Source organism: Streptomyces canarius (assembly GCF_014650735.1).
Classification (GTDB): domain Bacteria; phylum Actinomycetota; class Actinomycetes; order Streptomycetales; family Streptomycetaceae; genus Streptomyces; species Streptomyces olivaceoviridis.
Genome location: NZ_BMVN01000016.1, coordinates 1 through 24,643 on the forward strand (window position 1 = coordinate 1; position 24,643 = coordinate 24,643).

Annotated in this window: 24 protein-coding genes and 1 pseudogene; 16 read left to right on the forward strand and 9 right to left on the reverse strand. The window is 71.1% G+C overall.

Annotated features, from left to right (window positions below; translation table 11 throughout):
• Nucleotides 1–423 (reverse strand): annotated as a pseudogene (locus IE294_RS22540) (hypothetical protein); the annotation flags it as partial.
• A gap of 385 nt (nt 424–808) precedes the next feature.
• On the opposite strand from IE294_RS22540, the gene IE294_RS22545 reads away from it, so the two are divergent.
• From IE294_RS22545 to IE294_RS22615, 15 genes are all read left to right on the forward strand, one after another.
• A complete protein-coding gene (locus IE294_RS22545; RefSeq protein ID WP_189888897.1) occupies nt 809–2,374 on the forward strand; it encodes a phage tail sheath family protein in 1,566 nt (521 codons plus the stop codon).
• A 50-nt stretch (nt 2,375–2,424) separates the two neighbouring features.
• The gene (locus tag IE294_RS22550) at nt 2,425–2,868 is read left to right on the forward strand and encodes a phage tail protein (protein ID WP_189820284.1); all 444 of its coding nucleotides are present in this window, start codon (nt 2,425–2,427) and stop codon (nt 2,866–2,868) included.
• Nucleotides 2,868–3,308: a hypothetical protein gene (locus IE294_RS22555; RefSeq protein ID WP_189888899.1), complete on the forward strand. Its 441-nt coding sequence runs from the start codon at nt 2,868–2,870 to the stop codon at nt 3,306–3,308. The genes IE294_RS22550 and IE294_RS22555 overlap by 1 nt, the downstream gene beginning before the upstream one ends.
• Nucleotides 3,305–3,448 carry a DUF6760 family protein gene (locus IE294_RS22560; RefSeq protein ID WP_014671027.1) on the forward strand — a complete coding sequence of 48 codons (144 nt, stop codon included), beginning with the start codon at nt 3,305–3,307 and terminating at the stop codon, nt 3,446–3,448. Before IE294_RS22555 ends, IE294_RS22560 begins: the two co-directional genes overlap by 4 nt.
• A 125-nt stretch (nt 3,449–3,573) precedes the next feature.
• Complete coding sequence (locus IE294_RS22565) at nt 3,574–5,193, forward strand: hypothetical protein (RefSeq protein WP_229917312.1); 1,620 nt, start codon at nt 3,574–3,576, stop codon at nt 5,191–5,193.
• 25 nt (nt 5,194–5,218) lie between these two features.
• Entirely contained in the window at nt 5,219–5,650 is a 432-nt protein-coding gene (locus IE294_RS22570) for a phage tail protein (RefSeq protein ID WP_014671029.1), read from the forward strand.
• A 3-nt stretch (nt 5,651–5,653) separates the two neighbouring features.
• Nucleotides 5,654–6,451: a CIS tube protein gene (locus IE294_RS22575; RefSeq protein ID WP_189888903.1), complete on the forward strand. Its 798-nt coding sequence runs from the start codon at nt 5,654–5,656 to the stop codon at nt 6,449–6,451.
• Nucleotides 6,452–6,459: 8 nt separating this feature from the next.
• Nucleotides 6,460–8,370 (forward strand): VgrG-related protein, encoded by a 1,911-nt coding sequence (locus tag IE294_RS22580; protein WP_189888905.1) that lies wholly within the window; start codon nt 6,460–6,462, stop codon nt 8,368–8,370.
• A gap of 76 nt (nt 8,371–8,446) precedes the next feature.
• Entirely contained in the window at nt 8,447–8,722 is a 276-nt protein-coding gene (locus IE294_RS22585) for a PAAR domain-containing protein (RefSeq protein WP_189888907.1), read from the forward strand.
• 3 nt (nt 8,723–8,725) lie between these two features.
• On the forward strand, nt 8,726–9,133 hold the full coding sequence (locus tag IE294_RS22590) for a GPW/gp25 family protein (RefSeq protein WP_014671033.1): 408 nt from the start codon (nt 8,726–8,728) through the stop codon (nt 9,131–9,133).
• Nucleotides 9,130–11,097, forward strand: a complete 1,968-nt coding sequence (locus IE294_RS22595; RefSeq protein ID WP_189888909.1) for a putative baseplate assembly protein — start codon at nt 9,130–9,132, stop codon at nt 11,095–11,097. Before IE294_RS22590 ends, IE294_RS22595 begins: the two co-directional genes overlap by 4 nt.
• Nucleotides 11,098–11,658, forward strand: coding sequence for a phage tail protein (locus IE294_RS22600; RefSeq protein WP_189888911.1), 561 nt, complete (start codon nt 11,098–11,100; stop codon nt 11,656–11,658).
• Between the two features lie 590 nt (nt 11,659–12,248).
• Nucleotides 12,249–12,773 (forward strand): NADase-type glycan-binding domain-containing protein, encoded by a 525-nt coding sequence (locus IE294_RS22605; protein ID WP_189889194.1) that lies wholly within the window; start codon nt 12,249–12,251, stop codon nt 12,771–12,773.
• A gap of 331 nt (nt 12,774–13,104) precedes the next feature.
• Nucleotides 13,105–14,475 (forward strand): COG1361 family protein, encoded by a 1,371-nt coding sequence (locus IE294_RS22610; protein ID WP_189888913.1) that lies wholly within the window; start codon nt 13,105–13,107, stop codon nt 14,473–14,475.
• Nucleotides 14,476–14,725: 250 nt separating this feature from the next.
• Entirely contained in the window at nt 14,726–15,250 is a 525-nt protein-coding gene (locus IE294_RS22615; protein ID WP_229917297.1) for a manganese efflux pump MntP, read from the forward strand.
• A gap of 5 nt (nt 15,251–15,255) precedes the next feature.
• Here IE294_RS22615 and pqqE read toward each other — a convergent pair whose 3' ends face one another.
• From pqqE to IE294_RS22655, 8 genes are all read right to left on the reverse strand, one after another.
• On the reverse strand, nt 15,256–16,359 hold the full coding sequence (gene pqqE, locus IE294_RS22620) for a pyrroloquinoline quinone biosynthesis protein PqqE (RefSeq protein WP_189888918.1): 1,104 nt from the start codon (nt 16,357–16,359) through the stop codon (nt 15,256–15,258).
• Nucleotides 16,352–16,681, reverse strand: a complete 330-nt coding sequence (pqqD, locus tag IE294_RS22625; protein WP_189888920.1) for a pyrroloquinoline quinone biosynthesis peptide chaperone PqqD — start codon at nt 16,679–16,681, stop codon at nt 16,352–16,354. The genes pqqE and pqqD overlap by 8 nt, the downstream gene beginning before the upstream one ends.
• 5 nt (nt 16,682–16,686) lie before the next feature.
• Nucleotides 16,687–17,385, reverse strand: a complete 699-nt coding sequence (gene pqqC / locus IE294_RS22630; protein ID WP_189888922.1) for a pyrroloquinoline-quinone synthase PqqC — start codon at nt 17,383–17,385, stop codon at nt 16,687–16,689.
• A gap of 106 nt (nt 17,386–17,491) precedes the next feature.
• On the reverse strand, nt 17,492–17,587 hold the full coding sequence (gene pqqA, locus IE294_RS22635; protein WP_030651866.1) for a pyrroloquinoline quinone precursor peptide PqqA: 96 nt from the start codon (nt 17,585–17,587) through the stop codon (nt 17,492–17,494).
• 47 nt (nt 17,588–17,634) lie between these two features.
• Complete coding sequence (locus IE294_RS22640; protein WP_189888924.1) at nt 17,635–19,344, reverse strand: PQQ-dependent dehydrogenase, methanol/ethanol family; 1,710 nt, start codon at nt 19,342–19,344, stop codon at nt 17,635–17,637.
• Nucleotides 19,345–19,366: 22 nt separating this feature from the next.
• Nucleotides 19,367–19,831, reverse strand: coding sequence for an MSMEG_3727 family PQQ-associated protein (locus tag IE294_RS22645; RefSeq protein ID WP_030651877.1), 465 nt, complete (start codon nt 19,829–19,831; stop codon nt 19,367–19,369).
• Between the two features lie 275 nt (nt 19,832–20,106).
• Nucleotides 20,107–22,314, reverse strand: a complete 2,208-nt coding sequence (gene katG / locus IE294_RS22650) for a catalase/peroxidase HPI (protein WP_189889196.1) — start codon at nt 22,312–22,314, stop codon at nt 20,107–20,109.
• Between the two features lie 69 nt (nt 22,315–22,383).
• Complete coding sequence (locus IE294_RS22655; protein WP_229917298.1) at nt 22,384–23,724, reverse strand: DNA-binding protein; 1,341 nt, start codon at nt 23,722–23,724, stop codon at nt 22,384–22,386.
• Between the two features lie 527 nt (nt 23,725–24,251).
• Here IE294_RS22655 and IE294_RS22660 point away from each other — a divergent pair.
• Nucleotides 24,252–24,587 carry a hypothetical protein gene (locus IE294_RS22660; protein WP_189889198.1) on the forward strand — a complete coding sequence of 112 codons (336 nt, stop codon included), beginning with the start codon at nt 24,252–24,254 and terminating at the stop codon, nt 24,585–24,587.
• Nucleotides 24,588–24,643 lie beyond the last annotated feature (56 nt).

Genomic DNA, 24,643 nt, shown 5'->3' on the forward strand with positions numbered 1-24,643 from the left:
CTTGCCGTCGACCGCCCCCTTGACCTTCTCGGCCTTGCCGGAATCGGCGAACTTGTCCGCCTCGTCGAGGTTCTTGGGGGCCTGCGCGGCGATCGCCTCGTTGACCGCCGCGATGAAGGCCGCCTTGTCGAACTCGCCGGGCTTGGCCGCGTTCATCTTCTCCGCGTTGGCGGCCTTGCCCTGGGCCTCCTTGTCGTCGGGCGGGGCCTTCGCCGCGTCCTGGGCCGAACGGGACTCGGCGGTCGCGGGTCTGTGCTGGGCCAGCTTCTGCTTCTTGGCGGCGATGTCGGCGGTGACCCTGCGCATGCCCGGCGCCTGTGACGGCGGCGGCTTCACCGGGGCCGTGTAGCGCTGGGCCACGAGACGCGAGACGGCCGCGTTGCCGGCCGCACCCTGGAGACGCCGCAGACTCTGGGGGGTCATCTCCCGCCCTGGAGGCGCGGGCGGAGGCGTCCGGTCCGGCGCGGGAGCGGTGCCCGCCTGCCGCGGGGGCGGGGCGGGGCGGACCGCCTGCGACGCCTTCCGCGGGGCCGGCGTCACCGCGTCACCCGCTCGGCCGGGCGGCGGTGGGACGGCGGTGGTGGCGGCAGTGGCGTCCGCGGCATGCTCCTCAGGGTGCCGACTCACCGCGGGCATGCCCGTGACACGCGGTGTAGCGGCGAGGGCAGAGGGGCCTGCCCGATGGGGAAGGGACGTGCGCTGCCCCTTCGGGCACGGCGATCTGTACGCCGGTGCGGCCGAAAGCCCCTCTACGCGGATCGTCCGCCCGGGAAGAATCGCTGTCGTTTCCCCGGTCAAGGAGAGTGGTATGCCGTCGTACCTGTCCCCGGGTGTCTACGTCGAAGAGGTGGAATCCGGGTCACGGCCGATCGAGGGGGTCGGGACCTCGGTCGCCGCCTTCATCGGGTTCGCGCAGAAGGGCCCGTTCAACGAGCCGACACTGATCACCAACTGGACGCAGTTCACCACTGTCTTCGGTGATTTCGTCGAGGGGACGTATCTCGCCTCCTCCGTCCACGGGTACTTCTCCAACGGCGGCGGTATCTGCTACGTCATACGGATCGGCGAACCGGAGGGAGACCGGGACGAGGCGGGTGCGGGAACGGCGCGGGAGTTCGCCGCGGGGTCCACGGCGCAGCTCGGGCCGTATGCCGTCAAGATGTTGCCCGGTGTCACGGGGGAGATCACCGTCGAGGTCGCCGATCCCGAGGGCGAGGACCCGCCGCAGGACGTCTTCACCCTGATCGTCAAGCGGGACGGGGTGGTCGCCGAGACGTATCCGTCCGTGACCACCAAGCGCAGCAAGGACAACGTGGCCACCCAGGTCAGGGCCCGCTCGCAGCTCATCCGGCTGGAGGAGTCCGGCAAGGGGGCGGCGCCCGCCCGCCCCGAGGCGCAGTCCGTGACGCTGCTTGCGGCGCCGGGAGCCGGGCCGGGCGCGGGGGCCGTCGCGGTGCCCGACACGCTGTCGGCGGACGCGTACGTCGGCGACCCCGACCGGCGCACCGGGTTCGGCGGCCTGGAGGCCGTCGAGGAGGTCACGATGGTGGCCGCACCCGACCTGATGAGCGCGTTCCAGCGCGGGGCGCTGGATCTGGAGACGGTCGTCTCGGTGCAGCGGGGACTGATCACCCACTGCGAGGCGATGGGTGACCGGATCGCCATCCTCGATCCCCCGCCCGGACTGAGCCCGCGTCAGATCAAGACCTGGCGGGAGGAGACGGCGGGGTTCGACTCCAAGTACGCCACGCTCTACTACCCGTGGATCAAGGTGTTCGACCCGGCCGTGGGCCGCGACGCCTTCGTGCCGCCGAGCGGGCATGTCGCGGGTGTCTGGGCCCGCAACGACGAGACACGCGGGGTGCACAAGGCGCCGGCGAACGAGGTGCTGCGCGGCGCGGTCGGGTTGCAGACGCAGATCACCAAGGGCGAGCACGACCTTCTGAACCCCATCGGGCTCAACTGCATCCGTGCGTTTCCCGGCCGGGGTATCCGGGTGTGGGGCGCGCGCACGCTCGCCGACGACACGTCGTGGCGGTATCTCAACGTACGGCGGCTCTTCAACTACCTGGAGGAGTCGATTCTGGCGGGCACCCAGTGGGTGGTCTTCGAACCGAACGACGACGCGCTGTGGGCCCGTATCAGGCGCACCATCTCGGCGTTCCTGGTCAACGAGTGGCGCAAGGGCGCTCTCTTCGGGCTGACGCCGGACGAGGCCTTCTACGTGAAGTGCGACCGCGAGACCAACCCTCCGGAGTCCATCGAGGCGGGCCAGGTCATCTGCGAGGTCGGGGTGGCCCCGGTCAAGCCGGCGGAGTTCGTGGTGTTCCGGCTCGCACAGCTGTCAGCGGGGTCGGGCGGGATCGACGAGTGACGGTGGGTGCTGCGAGGGCCCTCACGACGGACGGATTCTAGGAGGCTTGCATGCCGCTCCCCGAGCTCGACAGTTCCGTGGGACATTCCTTCGGCCTTGAGTTCGACAGCGTCCTCATCAAGCAGATCACCGAGGTCAGTGGTCTGAAGATGGAGCAGGACGTCATCGAGTTGAAGCAGAACACGGCCGACGGGAAGTACGCGATCAAGAAGTTGCCCGGCCGTCCCAAGGCCGGTGAGGTCACCGTGACCCGCGGTCTGACGGAGGACAACAGCTTCGAGCGGTGGATCAAGGATTCGCGGTTCGGGAAGATGGTCAACGCCCGCCGCAACGGCTCGATCATCGTCTACGACTACGAGGGCATCCCGATCAAGCGCTACAAGCTGATCAACGCATGGCCCAAGTCGCTGGAGATCAGCACGCTCAAGGCGGGTGACACCTCCGTGCTGACGGAGAAGCTGTCGATCACCTACGAAAGCGTGGAAGTCGACTGATGCGGCGTACGATCACGGCGTCCGCCCCCGCCGGCACGGAAGCGGACGGCAGCGGGCCGGCCGACACACTGCGTACCGAGTTCCCCTTCGAGCTGCCGCGGGGGTACGTGGACGAGTCCGGGACCGTGCACCGCGGCGGGGTCATGCGGCTGGCGACCGCCCGCGACGAGCTGGTACCGCTGCGGGACGACCGGGTCCGGGAGAACTCCGCCTATCTGTCGGTGGTGCTGATCTCACGGGTGATCGTGCGCCTCGGCACGATCGAGGACGTCCACCCCGGCGTCGTCGAGGACCTGTTCGCCTCCGACCTCGCCTTCCTTCAGGACTTCTACCGCCGGATCAACGCCGAGGGGCACACCCGCGCCGCGGTCACCTGCCCCGCGTGCCGGGAGAACTTCGCGGTGGACCTGTCCGGTGGTGGTCGCCTGGGGGAATCATGACGTACGCGGCCGACCGGATCCATGAGGAAGTCGCGTACCTCGCCTACCACTTCCACTGGTCCCTCGACCAGATCCTCGATCTCGAACACCCGGACCGGCTGCGGTACGTCGAGTACGTCGCCCGCCTGAACGAGCGGTGACGGCGATGGGATGGATTTCCTGGCTCACCGGTGGGCGTGGTCGCGGCGAGGGTGCGCAGCGCCCCGCGGCGCCGAGCACACCGGAGACGAGCGGTCCCCCCGCGCACGCCCCGGGGTGGCGCGAGGTGCCGCCACTCCAGCGTACGGTCGGCGCTCCCGCCCTGGTGACGGATCCGGCGGGGTTCCGCGGTTCCCTGGGCACCTGGCGGGACGCGTCGTTCCTCAGCCCGCTCGGCCATCTGATGAGCCCTCAGGCGCCGTCCGGGCTGGGCCACGGGCTGGCGGCGCCGAGCGCGTCCGCAGAGGTGCCGACGGTGAGCCGTGAGGTGTCCCCGGCTGCCCGGGGCGCGGTGGCGGCGAAGAGTGGCATGCGGCTCCCGGTCGTTCCGTTGCAGCGCGCAGTGGACGGGGGTGGGTTCGACGGCCCGCCCACCCCGCACGACGCGAGCGGCGGCGTCAGGGTGGAGACGTCCGCGCCGCTGGTCTCGGCCGCGCCCCCGGACATGCCGCTGCGTCAGCTGGCGCGTGTGCCGGTCGAGGGGCCGCGGCCCGGTGTGCGAACGGACGGGCTCCCGGCACCGTCCGCACCGGCGTCCGCGTCGCCGCCGGTCCAGCGGGCCGTGGAGCCGGGCTCCGCACGCCCGCACGGCTTGGGTCTGGGAGAGCCGTTGGCCGAGCTGCCGCCCACGGCCCAGCGCAGGCCCGCCGCGAGCACCAGTGGTCCCCTGGCACCGGACGAGCCCGCCGCCGCCCTGCCGGACCCGCCGTCCCGGCCGCTGCTCGCCGACGACCCGCTCGTCGTGCGTACCGCGGACACCGGCCCGGCACGGGAGCCGGAACCGGCCGTCACCGCCACCACCACGCCCGTACGGATCCAGCGGGCCACGGCCGCCGGAACGCCGGTGGCCGCCGAACCGGCCCCGGCGGAGCCGGTGGTGCCGCTCGTCGCGCAGCGGCAGGTGCCGCTCTTCTCCCGGGTGCCGCCCCCGGGAGAAGAGGGCGCGCCGGAAGTCCGCGGGGGCGAGGCCGAGGTGCGCGTCGTACCGCTGCGGTGGTCCTCCGGGACCAACGACGGTCCGGCGGCGACAGCGGGAGCGGATCCGGCTCGCGCGGAGGGGACACCGTCCAGGTCTGCTCCGGTGCCGTCGGCCCAGCGGACCGTCGCTCCGCCGGCCGCTGCCCCGCCCATGGCCGCACGGGAGCCGTCCCGTCCCTGGCCCGGGACCGCACGGGAACCGTCCCCTCCCGGGTCCGGCCCGGTGCCGGATGCGGGCGCGGTGGCCGTCGCCGCAGGGGTGGCACAGCGCAGGGCCGACGGCTCGGTGGTGTTCCACCCGCCGTCCGTGTCGTCCGCACGTCCCGCGCCGCCGTACGGTCCGCGGCCGGCCTCGGTGCCGCTCCCCCCAGCCGTCCAGCGCATGCCGTCCGCCCCGTCGTCCGGGGTCGTCCAGCGTGACGTAACCGGTTCCGAGCCGCCTCCCCCGGATCCGCCCGGCCCGCCGGCTCCGTCCGCCGAGCCGTCGCCCGAGCCCCTTCCCGAGAGCTCGGGCCCCGCATCCTCCGCCGCCCAGGAGCGGCCCGGGGAACAGGCCCACGGCGCGGCGTCCGGCGGCTCCGGGCACGGTGCTCCGAACGTGGACGACGCACTGGTCCGCGCCCTGTTCGCACCGCTGAGCCGGCTGCTGAAGGCGGAGCTGCGGCTGGACCGGGAACGGGCCGGCCATCTGATCGACACCAGGCACTGACAAGTGCGGAGAGGAGGGGTACGGCATGGCCGTGACCGATGACCCCGCGGTCAGCGTCTGCTTCGTCGTCACCGTGGACGGCATCGAACTGGGCTCGTTCAACACCTGCGAGGGCCTGGGCTGCGAGGTGGTGCTCGAACAGCGCGAGGAGGGCGGCAACAACGGCCATGTGTGGCAGCTGCCGACCCGTCTGAAGTACCCGAACGTCAAGCTGTCCAGGCCGCTGACCCGGGACACCGAGAAGGTGGCCAAGTGGTTCGCGAGCATGACCACCGGCATCAGGCGCAGGACGGCGCACATCGAGGCGCGTACCGGCGACGGCCGCAAGGTGGCGCAGTGGGGGCTGCTGGAGGTGGTGCCGGTGCGCTGGACCGGCCCCTCGTTCAACCCGGAGTCCCCCAAGGTGGCGACGGAGACCATCGAGATCGCCCACCACGGCTATGTGATGGAGGGCTGAGCGGTGAGTTCGCCGGTGGCGTTCAGCGCGGCGGGCGCGGGGACGAGGGCCGCCCAGGGGGGCGGTGGCGGGGCCCGGCCCAAGCTGGAGCACGCGTACCTGGAGCTGCGCACCCCGCCGCCGGGCGGCAGTCTGACACCGGGCGCGCCGTGCGGACGGATCGACTTCCAGTTCAACCCCAAGGAGCTGTCGCTGGCCAAGGCGGCGGCCTGGAAGCGGACTCCGGCGAAGGGGGCGAAGAGCGCGGGGCCGCCCGAGTACCAGGGGCCGCAGCCCAGCAAGCTCACCGTGGAGATGTTCTTCGACGCGAGCGACACCCAGGACACCAGCGTGGTGACCGCCGTGGAGAAGCTGTTCGCCTGCTGCGTGCCGACGAGTGAGACGCGGCAGCAGCAGCGGGCCTCGCCGCCGTGGGTGGTCTTCCACTGGGGCGGACTCACCGGCTTCCCCGGTTACGTCAGCCAGGTGCAGGCGAAGTACACCCTGTTCACCACCTCGGGGGTGCCGATCCGCGCGGTGTGCCAGGTCACCATGGAGGAGATCACCGGGGAGACCCCCGGTCAGAACCCCACCTCGGGAGCGCTGCACGCGCGTCGTGTGCACCGGGTGCGCGCCGGCGACACGCTGGCGTTGCTGGCCTGGCGGGAGTACGGCGACCCGGCGGCCTGGCGGACGATCGCGGAGGCGAACGGGATCGACGATCCGATGCGCCTGCCCGAGGGGCGCGAGCTGCTGCTGCCCGCGCTGGACGAACTGGAGCGCGGCAGTGACGGCGGCGACGGACACGACGGGGGTCGGTGAGGCCGGTCATGGTCAATCAGAGCGTCGCCAAGGTGCTGGTGGTGGAGTTCGACGGCCGTCCGCTGCCGCCGGCCGTGGCGAACACCCTGGTCGAGGGGTACGTGGACGACAGCCGCACGTTGCCGGACCTGTTCGTGCTGCGTTTCCGTGACCCCGGTCGGGTGCTGCTGGAGCAGGCGCAGGTGCGGATCGGCACCCGGGTGCGGCTGCTGGCCGGCGCCGGTGGAGGTCCGTCGCCGCGGCCGCTGTTCACCGGGAGCGTGACGGCGCTGGAGGTGGAGATCGATGACACGGGCACGTTCACGGTGGTGCGGGGTCTGGACGATGCGCACCGTCTCTTCCGCGGCCGTCGGGTGGCCAGCTACCAGAACATGACGCTCGCCGACATCTGCGTGCGGGTGGCGCGGCGGGCGGGGCTGCGACCGGGCACGGTGGAGGTGGCGGGCCCCGTGCTGGAGCACGTGGCCCAACCGAACGTCAGCGACTGGGAGTTCCTGCGCTCGATGGCCGAGGAGGCGGGTGCCCAGATCCATGTGGCGGACGGTCGGCTGCACGTCGTCAGGCCCACGGGGGCGAGTGCCGCTCCGGACACGTCCGCGCGGGCCGACCGCGATCCTCTGGTCCTGGAGATGGGTGACAACCTGCTGCGCTGCCGGGCCGGGGTGTCCGCCGCCGAACAGGTGTCGGCGGTCGAGGTGCGGGGGTGGGACGTACGGGCCAAGCAGCCGCTGGTCGGCCGCGCCGACGCCGGCGGGACGGCGACGCTGGAGCTGGGGGTGACGGCGGCCGAGGTGGCGCGGCCGTTCGGCGAGGCGGACTTCGTGGTGTCGGACGTGCCGTACGAGAACCAGGCCCGGGTGGACCAGGCGGCGAAGGCCCTCGCCGCGCGGATCGCGGGGTCGTTCGCCGAGCTGGAGGCGGTGATCCGGGGCAATCCCGAGGTGCGGGCGGGTGGCGCGGTCGCTCTGGCCGGGGTGGGCGCGCCCTTCGAGGGCCGGTACACGGTGACGTCCTCTCGGCATGTGTTCGATCCGGTCCGCGGCTACGAGACCTGGGTGACGGTCTCCGGGCAGCAGGAGCGTTCGCTGTTCGGGCTGACCGGCGGCGGCCCGGGGGGCGGCGCCGGTGGGGGTTCGCGGTGTTCCGGGCTGGCGAACGGCACGGTGACGGACACCAAGGACCCGGAGGGCCTGGGTCGGGTCAAGGTGCGGTTCCCGTGGCTGTCCGACGAGTACGCGAGCGACTGGGCGCGGACCGCGCAGTCGGGCGGTACCGGAGGCGGGGAGGCGTTCATCCCCGAGGTCGGCGACGAGGTGCTGGTCGGGTTCGAACAGGGTCATCTGGACCGTCCCTACGTGCTCGCCGCGCTCTACAACGGCCAGGACAGGCCAGGGCAGGCGCAGGGCGGACAGCCACAGGCCGGAGGCCAGGGCGGCCAGGGGGACGGTCAGGAGGCGGAGGCCGTCGACCCCACGAGCGGGGCCGTCAACAAGCGCGCGTTCGGCTCGCGCGGCGGAAACAAGCTGGAACTGCTGGACGCCGCGAACGGCCCGCAGGGCGTACGGCTGGTGACGGGCGACGGCAAGCTGAGGATCAATCTCGACCGCAGGGGCACCACCATCGTGGTGCACAGCGACGGCACGGTGGAGATCGAGGCGAGAGAGCAGGTCTCGATCAAGGCGGGCAGCGGCGTCGCGCTGGACGCGGGCAACGGCACGCTGGAGCTGACCGGCGACTCGGTGAAGCTCACGGCCCGCACCGGGGTCCAGGTGGACGGCGGCACCGGAGAGGTGCGGTTGTCCACGGGTGGCGCGGTGGAGGTGCGGGGCGGCCAGGTGTCGGTGAACGGCAGCAGCCGCACCGAGCTCCGCGGCGGCAACACGCTGACCGTCAACGCGCCCATGGTGCGCATCAATTGAACGGCATGGCAGGAACAGCCACGGCACGGACAGGCACGGCACCGGACGGATCAGGACCAGGCAGGGGGCACAGCACATGCCAGCAGCCGCACGCGTCGGCGATCCCACCGGGCATCCCGGGGTGATCGGCCCGCCGGGAGAGCCCACGGTGCTGATCGGCGGGCGGCCCGCGGCCACGGTGGGCACCGCGCACCAGTGCTCCTCGCCCGCCGCGCACGCCCCGAGCGTCCTCGCCCCGCCCGGCAGTTCCACGGTGCTCATCGGCGGCCGGCCGGCCGTCCGGGTGGGCGATGCGGCGGGCTGCGGCTCGCCGGTCACGTCCGGGTGCCCGAGCGTGCAGATCGGAGGGTGAGGCATGGGCCGGCAGTTCATCGGCGCGGGCTGGGCGTTCCCGCCGCGTACGGACGCCACCGGCAGCGTCGCACTGGTCCGGGACGAGCGCGAGATAGAGGAGTCGATCCGGCTGATCCTGGCCACCTCGCCCGGTGAGCGGCCGATGCGCCCGGAGTTCGGGTGCGCGCTCGGCGACTACGTGTTCGCACCCGCCGATGCCGGCACGGCCGGACAGCTGGCCTACGAGGTGCGGCTCGCCCTGGAACGGTGGGAGCCGCGCATCGAGGTGGCGGAGGTCGCCGTACGGTTCGACGAGGCGGACGACGGGGTGCTCTACATCGACATCGGGTACACGGTGCGGGGCACCAACGATCCGCGCAACCTGGTCTTCCCGTTCTACGTGATCCCGGACGACGAGGGGTCCGCATGACGCTCCCCAGTCCCAACCTGGACGACCGGCGCTTCCAGCAGCTGGTGGACGAGGCCAAGCGGCTGGTGCAGCAGCGCTGCCCCGAGTGGACCGACCACAACGTCTCCGATCCCGGTGTCACGCTGATCGAGGCGTTCGCCACCATGGTCGACCAGCTCGTCTACCGGCTGAACCGGGTGCCGGACAAGAACTACCTGGCCTTCCTGGACCTCATCGGGGTGCGGCTGTATCCGCCGACGGCCGCACGCACCGAGGCCACGTTCTGGCTGTCCGCGCCGCAGCCCGACACCGTGCGCGTCGCGGCCGGAACCGAGGTGGCGACGGTGCGCACCGAGACCGAGGAGGCGGTGGTGTTCACCACCGGCCGGGACCTGTCGGTCGTACCGTGCGCGCTCTCCCAGCTCGCCACCTGGCCGGCCGTCGGCAATGCCGCCGACCGGTCGCAGGAGCTGGCCCTCGGCCGCGACGTGCCGTGCTTCAGTCGCACGCCCACCCCCGGGGACTGTCTCTACATGGGGCTGTCCCGACCGGTGCCCCGCTGCGCGGTGGTACTGCGCCTGGACTGCCGGGTGGACGGCGTCGGTGTGGACCCTCGCCGCCCGCCGCTGGTCTGGGAGGCGTGGGACGGCGCCGCCTGGGCACCGTGCGAGGTCGAGAAGGACGACACCGGCGGGTTCAACAAGGCCGGGGAGGTCATCCTGCATGTGCCCGCCGCGCACACCGCCTCGGTGGTGGCGGGGCACTCCGGCGGCTGGCTGCGCTGCCGTCTGGTGGAGGCCGCGGCGGACCAGCCCGCCTATGTGGCGTCCCCGACGGTCCGCCGGGCGAACGCGTTCACCATCGGCGGCACGGTGGAGGTCGCGCACGCCGAGACCGTCGTGGCTGAGGTCCTGGGCCTGTCGGAGGGGGTGCCGGGGCAGGGCTTCCGGGTGGCCCGGCCGCCGGTGGTGGCCGGCGAGGCGCCGTTCGTGGTGGAGGTCGCCGAGGGCCAGGGCTGGGTGGAGTGGACGCGGGTGGACGACTTCGCGCACTCCACGCCCTACGACCGCCACATCACGTTGGACCCCAACTCGGGCCAGGTGGACTTCGGGCCCGCCGTGCGGGAACCCGACGGCACCCTGCGGCTGTACGGCGCGGTGCCGCCGAAGGGCGCCCCGGTACGGGTGCGGTCCTACCGTACGGGCGGCGGACGGCGGGGCAACGTGGCCCGGGGTGCGCTGCGCGTGCTGCGCAGTTCGCTGCCGTTCGTGGCGCGGGTGGAGAACCGCCGTCCGGCGCTGGGCGGGGTGGACGGCGAGACGGTGGAGAACGCGCGGGTGCGGGGGCCGATGGCGCTGCGCACCCTGCACCGGGCGGTGGTGCCACACGACTACGAGTTGCTGGCGCGTGAGGTGGCGCCGGACGCCGCCCGTGTGGCGTGCGTCCCGGCGAGGCCGGCCGAGGGCGGGCAGTCGCCCGAACAAGGGTCTGGGGTACGGCTGTTGGTGGTGCCGGCCGGTGGCGAAGACAAGCAGGGCCGGATCCGGTTCCAGGAGCTGATCCCCCCTCAGGACACCCTGGCGATGATCGCGTCGTACCTGGACGAGCGGCGTCCGATCGGCACCCGGCTGGTCGTGGAGCCGCCCTACTACCAGGGCGTCACCGTGGTCGCCTCGGTGGTGCCGGGCCGCGGGGTGGCGGCCGACCGGCTGCGGGAGGCGACGCTGGCCGCCCTGTACGGCTACTTCAACCCGCTGTCCGGCGGCCCGGAGGGGAAGGGCTGGCCGTTCGGCCGGCCGGTGCACTCCGGTGAGGTGTTCGCGGTGTTGCAGCGGGTGCCCGGCGTCGACCTGGTCGAGGACGTACGGCTGTTCCCGGCGGACCCGCTCACCGGAGAGCGCGGCGAGGCCTCCACGAAGATCGAACTCGACCGTCACGCACTGGTGTTCAGCTATGAACACCAGCTGCGGGTGAGGGAGGCATGAGTGCGCGGAACACTTCCCGGACTGCCGACACCGCACCCCCTGCTGCACCAGCTGCCCGCGGTCTACCTGGACCGGCCCTTCGTCGCGGGGTTCCTGAGCGCGCTGGACGAGGTGCTGGCACCCGTGCTGCTCACTCTGGACAACCTGCCCGCGCACCTGGATCCGCGCACCGCGCCCGAGGACCTGCTGACCTGGCTGGCGGGCTGGGTGGCGGCAGAGGTGGACGGGGAGCGGCCGGTCGACCGGCGCCGCGCCGTGGTGGCCGGCGCGGTGGCCCTGCACCGGAAGCGGGGTACCCGGGCGGGGCTGGCCGCGGCGATCCGGGCGGAGACGGGCATCGAACCGGAGATCAGCGAGAGCGGCGCCACGTCCTGGTCCAGTGAGCCGGGGTCGGCACTGCCCGGTTCGGCACGGCCCTGGGTACGGGTACGGCTGCGGCTGCCGGACGCACGGGCCCTGGCACCGACCCGGGCACGGCTGGAGAAGCTGATGGCCGACGAGGTGCCCGCGCATGTGGGGTACGAGGTGGAGGTCCTGACGGCGGAGGAGGCGGGCGCGTGATGGTCTGCCCCGACTGCGGCCACCGCAATGTGCCCGGTACCCGCTTCTGCGGGTCCTGCCAGACGTTCCTGGAGTGGGAGGACCAGGAGCAGGGCGGGGAGCCGTCACCCACCACGGGCCCGGCCACGCCGCGGCCCCCCGAGGCTCCCCCGTCCGCGACGTCCGGGCCCGAGGCCCCCACCGCGGCCGCGGCGGCGCCACCCCCGCCCGCCCACCCGCCGGCCACGCCGCCCGCCGCGCCGCCCGCGGTCGTCCCGCGGCGGCCCGACGACCCGCCGCACCATCCACCGGGTGAGGCACCAGCCCACCACGCCGGCACACCCGCGGTCCCGCCGCCCCGGATGCCGCCGCGGCCGGACGCTCCGCCGCGGCGCCACGGCCGCCCCTGCCCGAGCTGCCGTGCGGAGAATCCACACGAACGGCGGTTGTGCGTACGCTGCGGGACCCTGCTCGACCCCGCGCAGCCACCCGACCAGGCTTCCCGGCCGCCGTGGTGGCGCCGGATCCTGCCGAGCCGCGATCCGCGCCCGCCGGCCGCCGGGGACCGGCCCAGGCTCCGGGTGTGGCGCCGGCCGCGACTGACACTGCCGGTGTTCCTGATCGTCCTCGTCGTCGCGGCATGGCTCGCCCGTGCCCAGCTGACCGAGCTGTTCACCTTCGCGCAGGACAGCACCGGCGATCCGAAGCCCCTGCACCCCGTCCACGTGCGCGCCTCCAGCCAGGCGTCGGCCCACCGGGCGCAGGCGGCCTTCGACGGCTTCAACAACCGCTACTGGGCACCGGCCGCCCGGGGCTCCGGTACGGGTCAGTACCTGGAAGCCGACTTCGAGCACCCGGTACGGATGCGGCAACTGCTGGTCACTTCCGGGATCTCGACGAAGCCGGACGAGTTCCTCAGCCAGGCCCGGCCGTCGGAGATCACCGTCACCCTCGTCTCGTCGCGGGGCGAGCACACCACCAAGAACCTCAGTCTCAACGACGCACCCGGCCAGCAGAGCTTCGAGGTCCAGGGGGCGGATGTGACGCGGGTACGGCTGACGGTGGACGCCGCGTACGGCACCCGGCCGGACCGCCGGGTGGCCATCGCCGAGGTGGAGTTCTTCGGCCGCCAGTGACGCATGGTGCACCAGCACGAGCCGCCCGGCGCACGCCGCTTGAGGTGCCGGATCCGACGCGCCCGGCCCCGGCCCTGCACGGCGGTACCCGGACGTCCTCGCCGCCCGACCGTCGGCGCGGCAGCGTGCTGACTGATCTGCCGGTTCACGAGCAGCATGCCGGACACAAAGCTGGTCAAGAGACTGCCCCCGATCACAGCGTCGGCACAGCCCCGCACACCGCCAAAGGGGGCTGGAAAACCAGGGCGCGGCCGACCCACTTGCCATGTCATGATCCTGACGCGTCGGAGCTGCCGGCGCGTCAGTGCGTTCCCACACCCTGGGGGTAGCAATGAGACTGTTCTCCGCTGGACGCCCGGTACGTCTCAGATCCGGCGCCGCCGTCGCGGTGGCGGCCGGTCTGCTGACTGCGGGCCTCGCCGCGCCGGCGTTCGCCGACGACGATCCGCCGCAGACCGACCAATTGTGGATCAACGAGCCGTACAAGCAATCGCTGCCGCTCGCCACCGACGGCGGTCAGCCACAGTCCCGCACCCTCGGCGTCGGCATCTACCACGACAACGAGAACTTCACGGTGACCGACGGCAAGCTCACCGTCGACGTCTCCGACCTCGCGGGGGTCGCCGAGGTGACCTGGCCGGACAACTGCACGCCGAGCGGCACGAGCGCGGTGTGCGACATCCCCGTGGTGCCCGCGATCGGAAGCGACTACGAGGACCAGGTGTTCCTGACGGTACGCGCGGCCGACGGCGCGGAAGCCGGTGCGCAGGGCAGGATCACCTACGAGGCGACGGCCACCGGCGGCCCCGACGGCACGCTCACCGCGCCGCACGAGAGTTTCGACACCACCCTCACCGTCGGCACCGGACCCGACCTCGTCATCGCCCCCGTCGCCGACATCGAGGACGGTCAGCCCGGCGACGAGCGGACGATCCCGTTCAAGGTCACCAACAAGGGCAACGAGAGCGCGAACGGGATCACCGTCAAGCTGTACGCCTCGTACGGCCTGACGGACCTGACCCGGTACGACGCCTGCACCTACACCACGACGAACGGCGACGACTACGCACCTTCGAACAAGGCGATCTGCACCTTCGACCGGGTGCTGGCGCCGGGTGACTCCTTCGAACTGCCCGAGCCGCTGACGGTGCGACTCGCCCCGCACGCGCTGAAGGAGCGGCTCGACATCGATGTCGAGCCGGGCGACGGCGCCCAGGACCTCGACTCCGAGAACGACTACGCGGCCCTCCAGATCGGCGCGGACAGCGCGGCGGACTTCTCGGTGACGGGTGACGCGATCTCCGGCGCGGCCGGCCAGACGGCCACGGCCGAGCTCACGTTCAAGAACAACGGCCCGGCCTGGTTCGGCAACCTCGGCTCCGGCGACCCGGTCGCCGAGGTCCGGCTGATCGTGCCCCAGGGCACCACAGTCACCGGCGTACCGTCCGGCTGCTACCCGCGCACTCTCTCCGGCGGCTACTACCCGAACCAGAAGGGCGCCCCGCGCTACGACTGCGACATGCCGTACTGGGTGCTGGAGAACACCCGGCGCACCTTCGCCTTCTCCGTGCGCGTCGACACCGTCGTCCCCGGCGCCACCGGCGCCGTGAGCATCCACCCCCCGTACGGCGAGTTCGGCCAGTACCCCTTCACATTCGACCCTGACCTCACGAACAACACGGCGGCCCTGACCGTCAACTGACCAGCCCGCGGGTGCGGAGCAGCCGTCCGAGCGGCTGCTCCGCACCCGCGTGTCACAGCGTGCAGGCTGTATCAAAAAATGAGGTGAACAGGTTCAATGAGCTAGCCTTGTGTAAGTGTCCGCCACTGTCGGGCGAGCAATGTAGGAAATCCCCCGAGAACGGCTTGCCACGTTTATTTCGCGGACCGTCTGAGATATTCTTTAGAATTATGGTGCATGCGGCAGCTGAGTCGCCATGATCTGGGAAATAGTGGTCCTGGGTTTTGTACTCAGTCTCGACAATCTCCGAGTATCGATCGCGCTCGGCACGCTCCCCTTCGGTGTGAAGCGCGCGGTGCAGGTCGCGCTGACCTTCGGGCTGTGGGACGCGGTCATGCCCCTGGTCGGGATGCTGATCGGTCACCGGATCGGGGAGGCCGTCGGGGGCGTCGCCGATGTGGTGGGCGCGGCCGCGCTCGGCGGGTACGGTCTCTACCTCGTCATCTCATCCCTCCGGAACCCCGAGCCGGAGGAGCTGGACCACCCGTGGGCGTTGTTCGGCATCCCGTTGACACTGAGCCTGGACAACTTGCTCGCCGGGGCGAGCCTGGGGGTCCTTGGGCTCTCGCCATGGTTCTCGGCCGCCGTCTTCGGCGGCATGACGGCAGTGTTGTCGTTGGTCGGGCTGCAACTCGGGCGGGCCGCGGCGCGCCTCATCCGGATCCGCTCGGACCTGATGAGCGGGGTCACCTTGATCATCGCCGCCGCGACGCTGCCGTTGTGGCTCGGCAACTGACCCCGTTACCGGGCGACAGGTGGCAGACCCGGTCGGTGCGGGCGGGGAACCAGCGGAAGGTCGTCGTCCCGCGAGTCGGCGTTGGCGGCCTCGACCGCCCGGACGACCAGGTCGTGGTCGGGCGACAGGTAACAGACCGGGTCGGTGCGGGCGGCGTCGCCGGTGAGCAGGAACGCCTGGCAGCGGCACCCGCCGAAGTCCACCTCCCGCCGGGGGCAGCTCCGGCAGGGTTCCGGCATCCAGTCGGTCCCGCGGAACGCGGTCATCACGGGGGCCTCGGACCAGATCCGCTCCAGCGGGTCCTCCCGCACACTGGCCCGCGGCAACGGCAGGGACTGGGCGGCCGGGCAGGGCAGGACGTCGCCGTTCGGCGTCACGGTCAGCTGCCGGGAGGCCCAGCCGCCCATGCAGGGCTTCGGGTAACGGCTGTAGTAGTCGGGGATGACGTAGATGATGTCCATACGGTCCCGCAACCGCTCGGCGGCGGCCCGTACGACGGCCTCGGCCGCTTCGAGCTGGGCCCGGCTCGGCAGCAGCGCGGCACGGTTTCGCCAGGCCCAGCCGTAGTACTGGGTGTTGGCCAGCTCCACCCGGTCCGCGCCCACCTCCTCGGCCAGGGCGAGCACGTCGGCGACGCGGTCGATGTTGTGCCGGTGCAGCACCACGTTCACAGTGAGCGGCCAGCCCAGCTCCTTGACCACACCCATCGCCTCGATCTTGCGCCGGAAGGACGGGATCCCGGCGATCCGGTCCGACACGGTCGGTTCGTCCGCCTGGATGCTGATCTGTACGTGATCCAGACCGGCGGTCCGTAGCTGCTCGGCCCTCGGACGCGAGAACCCGAGGGCGCTGGTGATGAGGTTGGTGTAGAGGCCCAGGGCATGGGCGTGCGCGACGAGCTGCACCAGGTCGCGCCGCAGCAGCGGTTCCCCGCCGGACAGGTGGCACTGTAGAACTCCCAGGTCCTCGGCCTCGGTCAGCACCCGCAGCCACTCGTCGGTGGTCAGCTCGTCCTGGTAGTCGGCCAGGTTCAGCGGGTTGGAGCAGTAGGGGCAGGCCAGCGGGCAGCGGTAGGTCAGCTCGGCGAGCAGCCCGAGGGGGCTATCCATCGGTGAGCTCCACCCAGCGCCGGGCGACGAGCCGGGCCAGGAACTGCCTGACGTCGTCGTCGGGGACGGTCTCGTAGCGCGCGCCCAGTTCGCCCACGATCTCGGCCACGGTGTGCCGCCCGTCGCACAGTTCGAGTATGGCCGCGCCGCTGCCGTTCAGAACCACCACCGCCTCGGGGTGCAGCAGAACCTTACGCTGCCTGGTCCGGCAGAAGGTGAGCCGGACGTGGGCCGCCAACCGGGGCCGGTCATAGCCGGACACCCCGGCGCCGGGCCGGGTCGTGCTGGTGCTCCGGGTCGTGCCGGTACGGGTCGGGTCCATGGTGGTCACTCCACGTAGGCCTGGTCGATGGCGTCCATGAGGCTCCACAGGACATCGCACTTGAACGACAGCGCGTCGACGGCGCGCGCCTGGGACTCGGCGGAGAGGCAGTGCGCGGTGACCACCTCCAGGGCGTGCTCACAATCGCGGGGGGCCTGCTCCAGGCGGGCCCGGAAGTAAGCGAGGCCCTCGGGGGCGATCCACGGGTACCACCGCTCGAACGCGGCGAGCCGCGCCGCCATCAGGTCGGGCGCGAACAGCTCGGTGAGCGAGGACGCCACCGCCTCCACCCACGGGCGGGTCCGGGCGAAGTTCACGTAGGCGTCGACGGCGAACCGCACCCCCGGTACCAGGTGCCGGTGATCCCGGACCTCCTCACGGGTCAGCCCGGCGGCCTCGGCGAGGCGCAGCCACGCCTCGATGCCGCCCTCGCCCGCGGCAGTGCCGTCGTGCTCGACGATCCGTCGGATCCAGCGGCGACGAACCTCCAGGTCGGGGCAGTTGGACAGGATCGCGGCGTCCTTGCGGGGGATGTTCTCCTGGTAGTAGAAGCGGTTGGCCACCCAGCCCCGGATCTGCCGGCGGCTCAGTCGGCCGGCGTTCATCCGGACGTGGAACGGGTGCTGGTCGTGGTATCGCCGCGAGTGGGCGCGCAACGTCTCGACGAAGTCGTCGGCGCCGGTTGTGATGGTTGTCGTCGTCACGCTTCCACACCTGGACCTCAAGGCCGTGCATGGCCACTTCCAGAATCCCCCCGGCGAACGAGCCGTCGGGCGGCGCCGGACCGGGTCCGGCGCCGCCCCGCATCCGCTAGTCCTCCAACCGAGCGAGGTACATGGTCACCTCGGCCGCGACGGTGATCTCGTCGAACTCGGGCGTCTCCCACACAGCGAGCTGAGACTCCATGGATTCACCTCCTCTCCGCCGGGATCACGGCAGGCTCCGGGCACGCGCTACGACGGCTCCGGAAGGGCGAACACGATCAGGGCGCTTCCGTGCCCCGCGCCGAGCATGCCGGGGAGGAATCCCTCGGCCCATCCGCCCCAGCCGACGGGCACGGCCACGTACTGCCTGCCGTCGACCATGTAGGTGGTCGGGCTGCTGTGGTGGCCGCTTCCGCACTGGAACTGCCACAGCAGTTCCCCGGTGCGGGCGTCGAGCGCGTTGAACTCCCCGGAGGCCTCGCCGGCGAACACCAGGTCACCGCCGGTGACCAGCGTCGAGGCACACATCGGGAGCTCGTTGCGCCAGCGCCACTTCTCCTCGCCATCGGCGTCGAACGCGCTGATGGACCCCGCCATGTCCTCGATGTCCACCTGAACGCCCGCGCCCCAGTAGGGAATGCTCTCCTTGAACTCCCGGCGCCGCCGGGTGGCCGTGGCACCGGTGTCCTGGACCGGGACGTAGAAGAGCTCGGTCTTCGGACTGTAGGCCGCATGGGTCCATTCCTTGGCACCGGCCGGACCCGGGTAGAAGTGGACCGGTTCTCCCTCCTTGTCCGGGTACACCTTGGCCGTCACCTGACCGTCCCTCGTGATCGCCCCCCATGTGATGCGGTCGACGAAGGGAGTGATCCGGACCCTCTCGCCGTTCGTGCGGTCGAGGACGAAGAAGTAGCCGTTCTTGTCGAAGTGCCCGAGCAGTTTGCGCCCGTCCTGCTCGAACAGAATGCACTCGCCGATGCTGTCGTAGTCCCACACGTCGTGCGGGGTGCACTGGTAGTGCCAGCGGATCTGACCGCTGTCCACGTCCACGGCGATGATGCTGTCGGTGAAGAGGTTGTCGCCCTCGCGGACCTCTCCGTCGAAGTCGGGCGCCGGGTTGCCGGTGCCCACGTACAGCAGGTTCGTCTCCGGGTCGAAGGTGCCGGTGATCCAGCAGTTCGCCCCGCCCCGTGCCCAGGCCTCGCCGTCGGCGGGCCAGGTCTCCGAGCCGGGCTCCCCGGGCTTGGGCACCGTGTAGCAGCGCCACTGGTGCTCACCGGTTTCGAGAGCGAACGCGTCGAGGTGGCCGCGTACGCCGAACTCGCCACCGGAACTTCCGACGATGACCATGTTCTTCACGACCAGCGGGGCGAGCGTGGCGCTCTCCCCGGCCCGGACGTCCCCGTAGGTCTTGTCCCAGACCCGCTTGCCGGTGGTGGCGTCGAGCGCGAGCACACGAGCATTCGCCGTGACGAAGAAGACCTTCCCCTGAGCCACGGCGACCCCACGGTTCACGTTCCCGCAGCACAAGGAGACGTCGAACGGGACCGCGTGCTTGTACCGCCAGATCTCCACACCCGTCTTGGCGTCGAGCGCCCAGACCCAGCCGTCCCAGCCGGAGAGGAACATGACCCCGTCGACGACGATCGGGGCGGCCTCGAACGAGTAGGTCGACGCGCCCGCGATCAGTCCGGTCGTACCGGCCTGGAAGACCCAGGCGGGGACCATCCGCTTGACGTTCTCCGTGTTGATCTGGTCCAGCGGGCTGTACCGTTGCCCGTCGTAGGCGCCGTAGTAGGTGAGCCAGTTCTGGGGTTCCTGGCGGGCGTTGAGTATGCGCTCGTAGTCGACACCGGCCACTACCGGCGGCGCGACGTCCCCGCCCGCGACCTTGCCGCTCAGGCTTCCCTGATCGACAGCCTCACCCGCGTCGACGTAGTCGGCGTAGTCGACGGTCATTTCCTCCACCTCCTGCTTCTGCCTACGGCCGCGGCTGTTCGGGACGGTCGAGGCGAGCCTCCGGCGGAGCGTCTCCCAGGACCACTATGGACCCGGTCAGCCCCCGGCCCTCGTCATTGCCCGTGGGCGAGCCGAACCAGTAGTAGCCCGGACCGTCGAGGTTGAGGTGCGCGTGCCCGTGCGAATGGTTCACCAGCCAGATGAACTTCCTGTCGCCATTGCTCGGCAGCAGTGCGCAGTGCGTGTTCTTGTCGTCATTGACGAGCTCCAGCTCGATATCACCTCCGTGGGGCATGACCAGAATAGAAGGATCCCAGGACAGCTCATCCGGGTGTATGCGAATGGTGGCCTTCATACGGCCGTCCGGTTCCTCGGTGGCCTGCCCGATGCTTCCGGTTCCCAGCACTTGCCCCAGCGCTGCTTTGTTCTGTGTGGCCAACCCGAGCTTGTCCAGCAGGTCGGCTCGCTCGTGCGCGGTCGTCGTCATCGGGGTTTCTCTCCCCTCATCCGATTCCCTGTATTTCCCTCTTTGCGTCGCGTGGTGCCCGGCTGCAATCGGTACTCAAGGAGCGCACCACGCCGAATGGATAACAGCGGAAAGGATGTGAAATCTGTAGTCAAGAAACACGCTACGCCGGACGGATCACACCGACAAGGCGCGTCCTGGTGCGGGCCGACTCATGCCGTTCGTCCGCGACCGTCCGCCGTTCGTCACCGATGTGCCACCGTTGAGAGCAGCCGGGCCGCACTGCGACGCGTCGATCAAGCGAGGTCGTACCGGTCGAGGTTCATGACCTTGGTCCATGCGGCGACGAAGTCCTGCACGAACTTCTCCCGTGCGTCGTCGCTCGCGTAGACCTCCGCGACGGCACGCAGCTCGGAGTTCGAGCCGAAGACGAGGTCGACGCGGCTACCGGTCCACCTGACCTCGCCGGTGGCGCGGTCGCGCCCCTCGAAGGTTTCCGCATGCGCGGATGCCGGCTTCCATTCCGTGCCCGGGTCGAGCAGGTTCACGAAGAAGTCGTTGGTCAGCGACCCGGGCTCCGAGGTGAGGACACCCAGCGGCGACTGCTGGTGGTTGGCGCCCAGCACCCTCAGGCCACCCACGAGGACGGTCATCTCGGGCACGCTCAGGTCCAGCAGGTTCGCGCGGTCGACCAGCAGGTGCTCCGACGGCAGCCGGCTGCCCTTGCCACGGTAGTTGCGGAACCCGTCCGCGGTCGGCTCAAGCGCGGCGAAGGACTCCACATCGGTCCACTCCCCCGTCGCGTCCGTGCGTCCCGGAGTGAAGGGGACCTGGACGTCGTGGCCGGCGGTCCTGGCGGCCTGCTCGACGGCGGCGGCTCCGCCGAGCACGATGAGGTCGGCCAGCGAGATCTTCTTGTTCCCGGTCTGGGAACCGTTGAAGGACTCCTGGATCTCCTCCAGTGTGCGCAGCACTCGTGCCAGCGTTTCGGGGTCGTTGACCTCCCAGCCCCGCTGCGGCTCAAGGCGGATGCGCGCGCCGTTCGCCCCACCCCGCTTGTCACCGACGCGGAACGTGGAGGCCGACGCCCACGCGGTCGAGACGAGCTGGGAGACGGACAGCCCGGAGGCGAGGATCCGGCTCTTGAGCGCGGCGATGTCCGCGGCCCCGACGAGCACGTGGTCCACGGCCGGGACCGGGTCCTGCCAGAGCAGCGTCTCCCGGGGAACCAGCGGTCCGAGGTAGCGCTGGATCGGGCCCATGTCGAGGTGCGTCAGCTTGAACCAGACCCGGGCGAACGCATCCGCGAGCTGGTCCGGGTTCTCCAGGAAGCGGCGCGAGATCGGCTCGTAGACGGGGTCCGACCGAAGCGCGAGGTCCGTCGTCAGGATCGTCGGGGCGTGTGTCGCCGACGGATCGTGGGCGTCCGGCACGGTGCCGGCCCCGCCGCCGTCTCTCGGTATCCACTGCCACAGGCCAGCGGGGCTCAGCTCCAGGTCCCACTCATAGCCGAACAGGGTCTCGAAGAAGCTGTTGTCCCATCTCGTCGGGGTGGGTGTCCACGTACCCTCAAGCCCGCTGGAGACGGCGTCCCTGCCCTTTCCGGTGCCGTAGCTGCTCTTCCACCCCAATCCCTGCTCCTCAAGGGGGGCGCCCTCGGGTTCGGGGCCGAGGCAGGCGACCGGGTCGGCCGCGCCGTGGGTTTTGCCGAACGTGTGACCGCCCGCGATCAGCGCGACGGTCTCCTCGTCGTTCATCCCCATGCGCCGGAACGTCTCGCGAATGTCCCGGGCCGCGGTGACCGGGTCCGGGACGGTGTTCGGGCCCTCCGGGTTGACGTAGATGAGGCCCATCTGGTCGGCGGCCAGCGGGCTCTCCAGCTCCCGGACACCGCCGTGACGTTCGTCGCCGAGCCAGGCGTGCTCGGGACCCCAGTAGACGTCCTCGTCGGGCGCCCAGACGTCCGCCCGGCCACCGGCGAAGCCGAAGGTCGTGAGACCCATCGTCTCCAGGGCGCGGTTGCCCGCGAAGATCATCAGGTCGGCCCAGGAGATCGTGCGGCCGTACTTCTTCTTCACGGGCCAGAGCAGCCGGCGCGCCTTGTCGAGATTGCGATTGTCCGGCCAGCTGTTCAGCGGCGCGAAACGCTGCATGCCGGCTCCGGCGCCACCACGGCCGTCGTGGACGCGATACGTACCCGCGCTGTGCCACACCATCCGGATCACGAGCGGCCCGTAGTGGCCGAAGTCGGCCGGCCACCACTCCTGCGACGTCGTGAGCACCTCGTCGACGTCCCGCGCCAGGGCGTCGAGGTCGAGCGTCCGGAACTCCGCGGCATAGTCGAAGTCCTCGCCCATGGGGTCGGCCATGGCGGGGTGTTTCCGGAGAATCGCCAGGTTGAGCCGGTCCGGCCACCAGTCGCGGTTGCCCGGGCCCCCCATCGCGTGACTGCGGTGCCCGGCAGGGGCGGGGAGGCCGAGGCCGCCCGCGCCCCCGACGTTCATCCCGCCGTCAACGGCGTCCGCACTGTCAGACACGGGACTCTTCCTTCCGGGAACAGAGGTCCGGGGCACTCAGATGCCCAGCGCACGACGCACGGCCGGCGCGTGCCGCCGGGAAACCGGCACCATGGCGTTCGTCCGGTCGTCCATGACCAGGGACAGCTCGCCCTTGAGCCCGCGCTCCACCTCCCTGATGCGGCTGAGGTTGACCACATACCGGCGGTGAACCCGCAGGAAGCCGACATCCGCCAGGTCACCTTCGAGTTTGTCCAGACTCAGTGAGGTGGCTCGCAATCGCCCCCGGTCGGTGGAGAGCCAGACGTCGTTCCCCTGCGATTCGGCGACGGAGACTTCCGGCAGCCGCAGCAGCACCATCCGGTTGTCCCGCACCGCGACCAGTCGGCGCGGCTGCGCCCGAAGGTGCACGACCCGCTCCGCCTGGGGCAACTGCGCCCCGTCGGTGGCTCCGAAGAAGACCAGGTTCCCGATCAGGCGTCCGGATGAGAAGACGGGTCGGATGCTGATCGATGTCGGTTCGTCGGCGAGGTGGGCGAAGATCTGCGTCGAGCCGACCCAGTCAGGATTGTGGACCGCCTGCCCAGTGGCATACCGGGCGGCAGTGATCAGTTCGGGCAGCCCGGGGTTCCATCGCAGCGTGGGGTCGACCGCCGGGGTGCATGCCGGCACGCCCAGGAGCACGCTTGCCATGTCGTCGGCGATCACCACCTTGCCCGCGGTGTCGACCGCGGCGAGAGCCGCACTGGACTGCGCCCTGGCCTGGGTGTAGGCCGCGACCAACTCGGCACCGCTGTCCCGGGCGCGCCTCTTGAGGGGGCCCTGGGTCATGGCGGCCGCGTTCGCCAGCCAGCTCTCCGTCGACGCGGGAAGCCGGCTGCGCCAGCGGCACACGTTCAGGACCGCGATCGGTTCTCTGGTCACCACGTCGCGCACCGCGATGCCCGCGCCGACCCAGTCGTGGAGCACCTGGCACCAGTGCTCCGCACCCCTGATCGTCACCGGGCCGTGCGCCTCCAGCGCCGTGCCCATGCCGTTCGTGCCGACCGCGCACTCGGACCAGCAGAACCAGGGCGCCAGATTGGGGTCGCCGGCTCTGGCGAGCGTGGCTTGGTCACCCCACTCGGCCAGGATCCGGCCGGTGGCGTCGGCGACAGTGACGACGCCACCGAGGTTGCCCACTTCGTGTGCCAGGGAGGCAGCACGAAACCCCAGCTCGGCGAAGACGACATCGCGCTCCGGCGTGTGGTCGAGCTCCGCGACGGCCACCGGAGCCTCTGTGAGGTGAGGATCGACCCGGTATTGCTCTCGGCAGCGATGCCAGGAGATCGCCACCAGGGGCCGGACATCCGGGACCTGATCCTCGCCCTGCACGAACCGTTGCCACGCCGCGAGCACGGTGCCGCCGTCCAGGTTCGCCGAGCTGCGCTCAAGCCGATGTACATCGCTCATGGTTCAGAACCACCCTGGTCCATCCCCGACACTCGACGGCGCGCGCACCATGCGCCGGTCACCGCTCGTCACGGCCGGCCCTGCGGCGGACTCGGGCCCTTCGGCGCGCGTCTTCGTGCTTCGTCACTCGTTCCAGACTGTGCCACAGACCTGCACTCCCCACCCTAGGTACCGTTGTCGGCCTGCGCACGTCCCTCTCCAGGCCGCGTGCGGGAGAGTGTCGCTTCCTGGCCGGCCGTCAGCACACGCGCGGGCGAGGCGCGCGGCTCACATCACTCGGTCCACCCGGTGGACCGGCACCTGAAGCTGTCCTGCCGATCATCGGCTTCGCCCTGTGTCCGCTGCTCAGACCTCTCCTGACAAGCGTGGTTTCGGCGGGGCAGTAGGCGATGGAGTAGGAGATCTCCTCGGGTCGGGCGACGCTGCGGCGGGCGAGGACCCCGTGGCGGCGGTCCTCGCGGTGCCAGGGCCGCATTCTTGGAGTCGATCCGAACTCGGTGCCTGGTGTGGACGGGGGCGCCGTCCGCGCGGCCCTCGACCAAGAGCTGGCACGTTTGAGTGCCCATGCCATCGATGCGTCCATGACGCTGATCGCTCTGGACGAGTCGGCAGAGCCCACGGTGATCGCGGCACTGTCCGAACGCGAGTGGGACGTCGTCGTCATCGGTGGCGGGATTCGCAAGCCGGAACCTCTCCTCCCTCTCTTCCACCAGGTCGTGAACCTGGTCCGACGACATGCGCCGAAGGCCGCGGTCGCGTTCAACACCAGCGGCGGCGACAGCGTCGAAGCGGCCCGACGCCGGCTGTGAACGAGCAATGTCCAAGACCTGTGGATCGGCCTCGGGTTGAACGCAGCCCGGGGCGG

What these genes read in the sequence shown, in the direction of transcription:
- IE294_RS22545 (WP_189888897.1), top strand. Translation starts at nt 809, where the DNA reads ATGCCGTCGTACCTGTCCCCGGGTGTCTACGTCGAAGAGGTGGAATCC.
- IE294_RS22550 (WP_189820284.1), top strand. Translation starts at nt 2,425, where the DNA reads ATGCCGCTCCCCGAGCTCGACAGTTCCGTGGGACATTCCTTCGGCCTT.
- IE294_RS22555 (WP_189888899.1), top strand. Translation starts at nt 2,868, where the DNA reads ATGCGGCGTACGATCACGGCGTCCGCCCCCGCCGGCACGGAAGCGGAC.
- IE294_RS22560 (WP_014671027.1), top strand. Translation starts at nt 3,305, where the DNA reads ATGACGTACGCGGCCGACCGGATCCATGAGGAAGTCGCGTACCTCGCC.
- IE294_RS22570 (WP_014671029.1), top strand. Translation starts at nt 5,219, where the DNA reads ATGGCCGTGACCGATGACCCCGCGGTCAGCGTCTGCTTCGTCGTCACC.
- IE294_RS22580 (WP_189888905.1), top strand. Translation starts at nt 6,460, where the DNA reads ATGGTCAATCAGAGCGTCGCCAAGGTGCTGGTGGTGGAGTTCGACGGC.
- IE294_RS22585 (WP_189888907.1), top strand. Translation starts at nt 8,447, where the DNA reads ATGCCAGCAGCCGCACGCGTCGGCGATCCCACCGGGCATCCCGGGGTG.
- IE294_RS22590 (WP_014671033.1), top strand. Translation starts at nt 8,726, where the DNA reads ATGGGCCGGCAGTTCATCGGCGCGGGCTGGGCGTTCCCGCCGCGTACG.
- IE294_RS22595 (WP_189888909.1), top strand. Translation starts at nt 9,130, where the DNA reads ATGACGCTCCCCAGTCCCAACCTGGACGACCGGCGCTTCCAGCAGCTG.
- IE294_RS22610 (WP_189888913.1), top strand. Translation starts at nt 13,105, where the DNA reads ATGAGACTGTTCTCCGCTGGACGCCCGGTACGTCTCAGATCCGGCGCC.
- pqqE (WP_189888918.1), bottom strand. Translation starts at nt 16,359, where the DNA reads ATGGATAGCCCCCTCGGGCTGCTCGCCGAGCTGACCTACCGCTGCCCG.
- pqqD (WP_189888920.1), bottom strand. Translation starts at nt 16,681, where the DNA reads ATGGACCCGACCCGTACCGGCACGACCCGGAGCACCAGCACGACCCGG.
- pqqA (WP_030651866.1), bottom strand. Translation starts at nt 17,587, where the DNA reads ATGGAGTCTCAGCTCGCTGTGTGGGAGACGCCCGAGTTCGACGAGATC.
- IE294_RS22640 (WP_189888924.1), bottom strand. Translation starts at nt 19,344, where the DNA reads ATGACCGTCGACTACGCCGACTACGTCGACGCGGGTGAGGCTGTCGAT.
- IE294_RS22645 (WP_030651877.1), bottom strand. Translation starts at nt 19,831, where the DNA reads ATGACGACGACCGCGCACGAGCGAGCCGACCTGCTGGACAAGCTCGGG.
- katG (WP_189889196.1), bottom strand. Translation starts at nt 22,314, where the DNA reads ATGAACGTCGGGGGCGCGGGCGGCCTCGGCCTCCCCGCCCCTGCCGGG.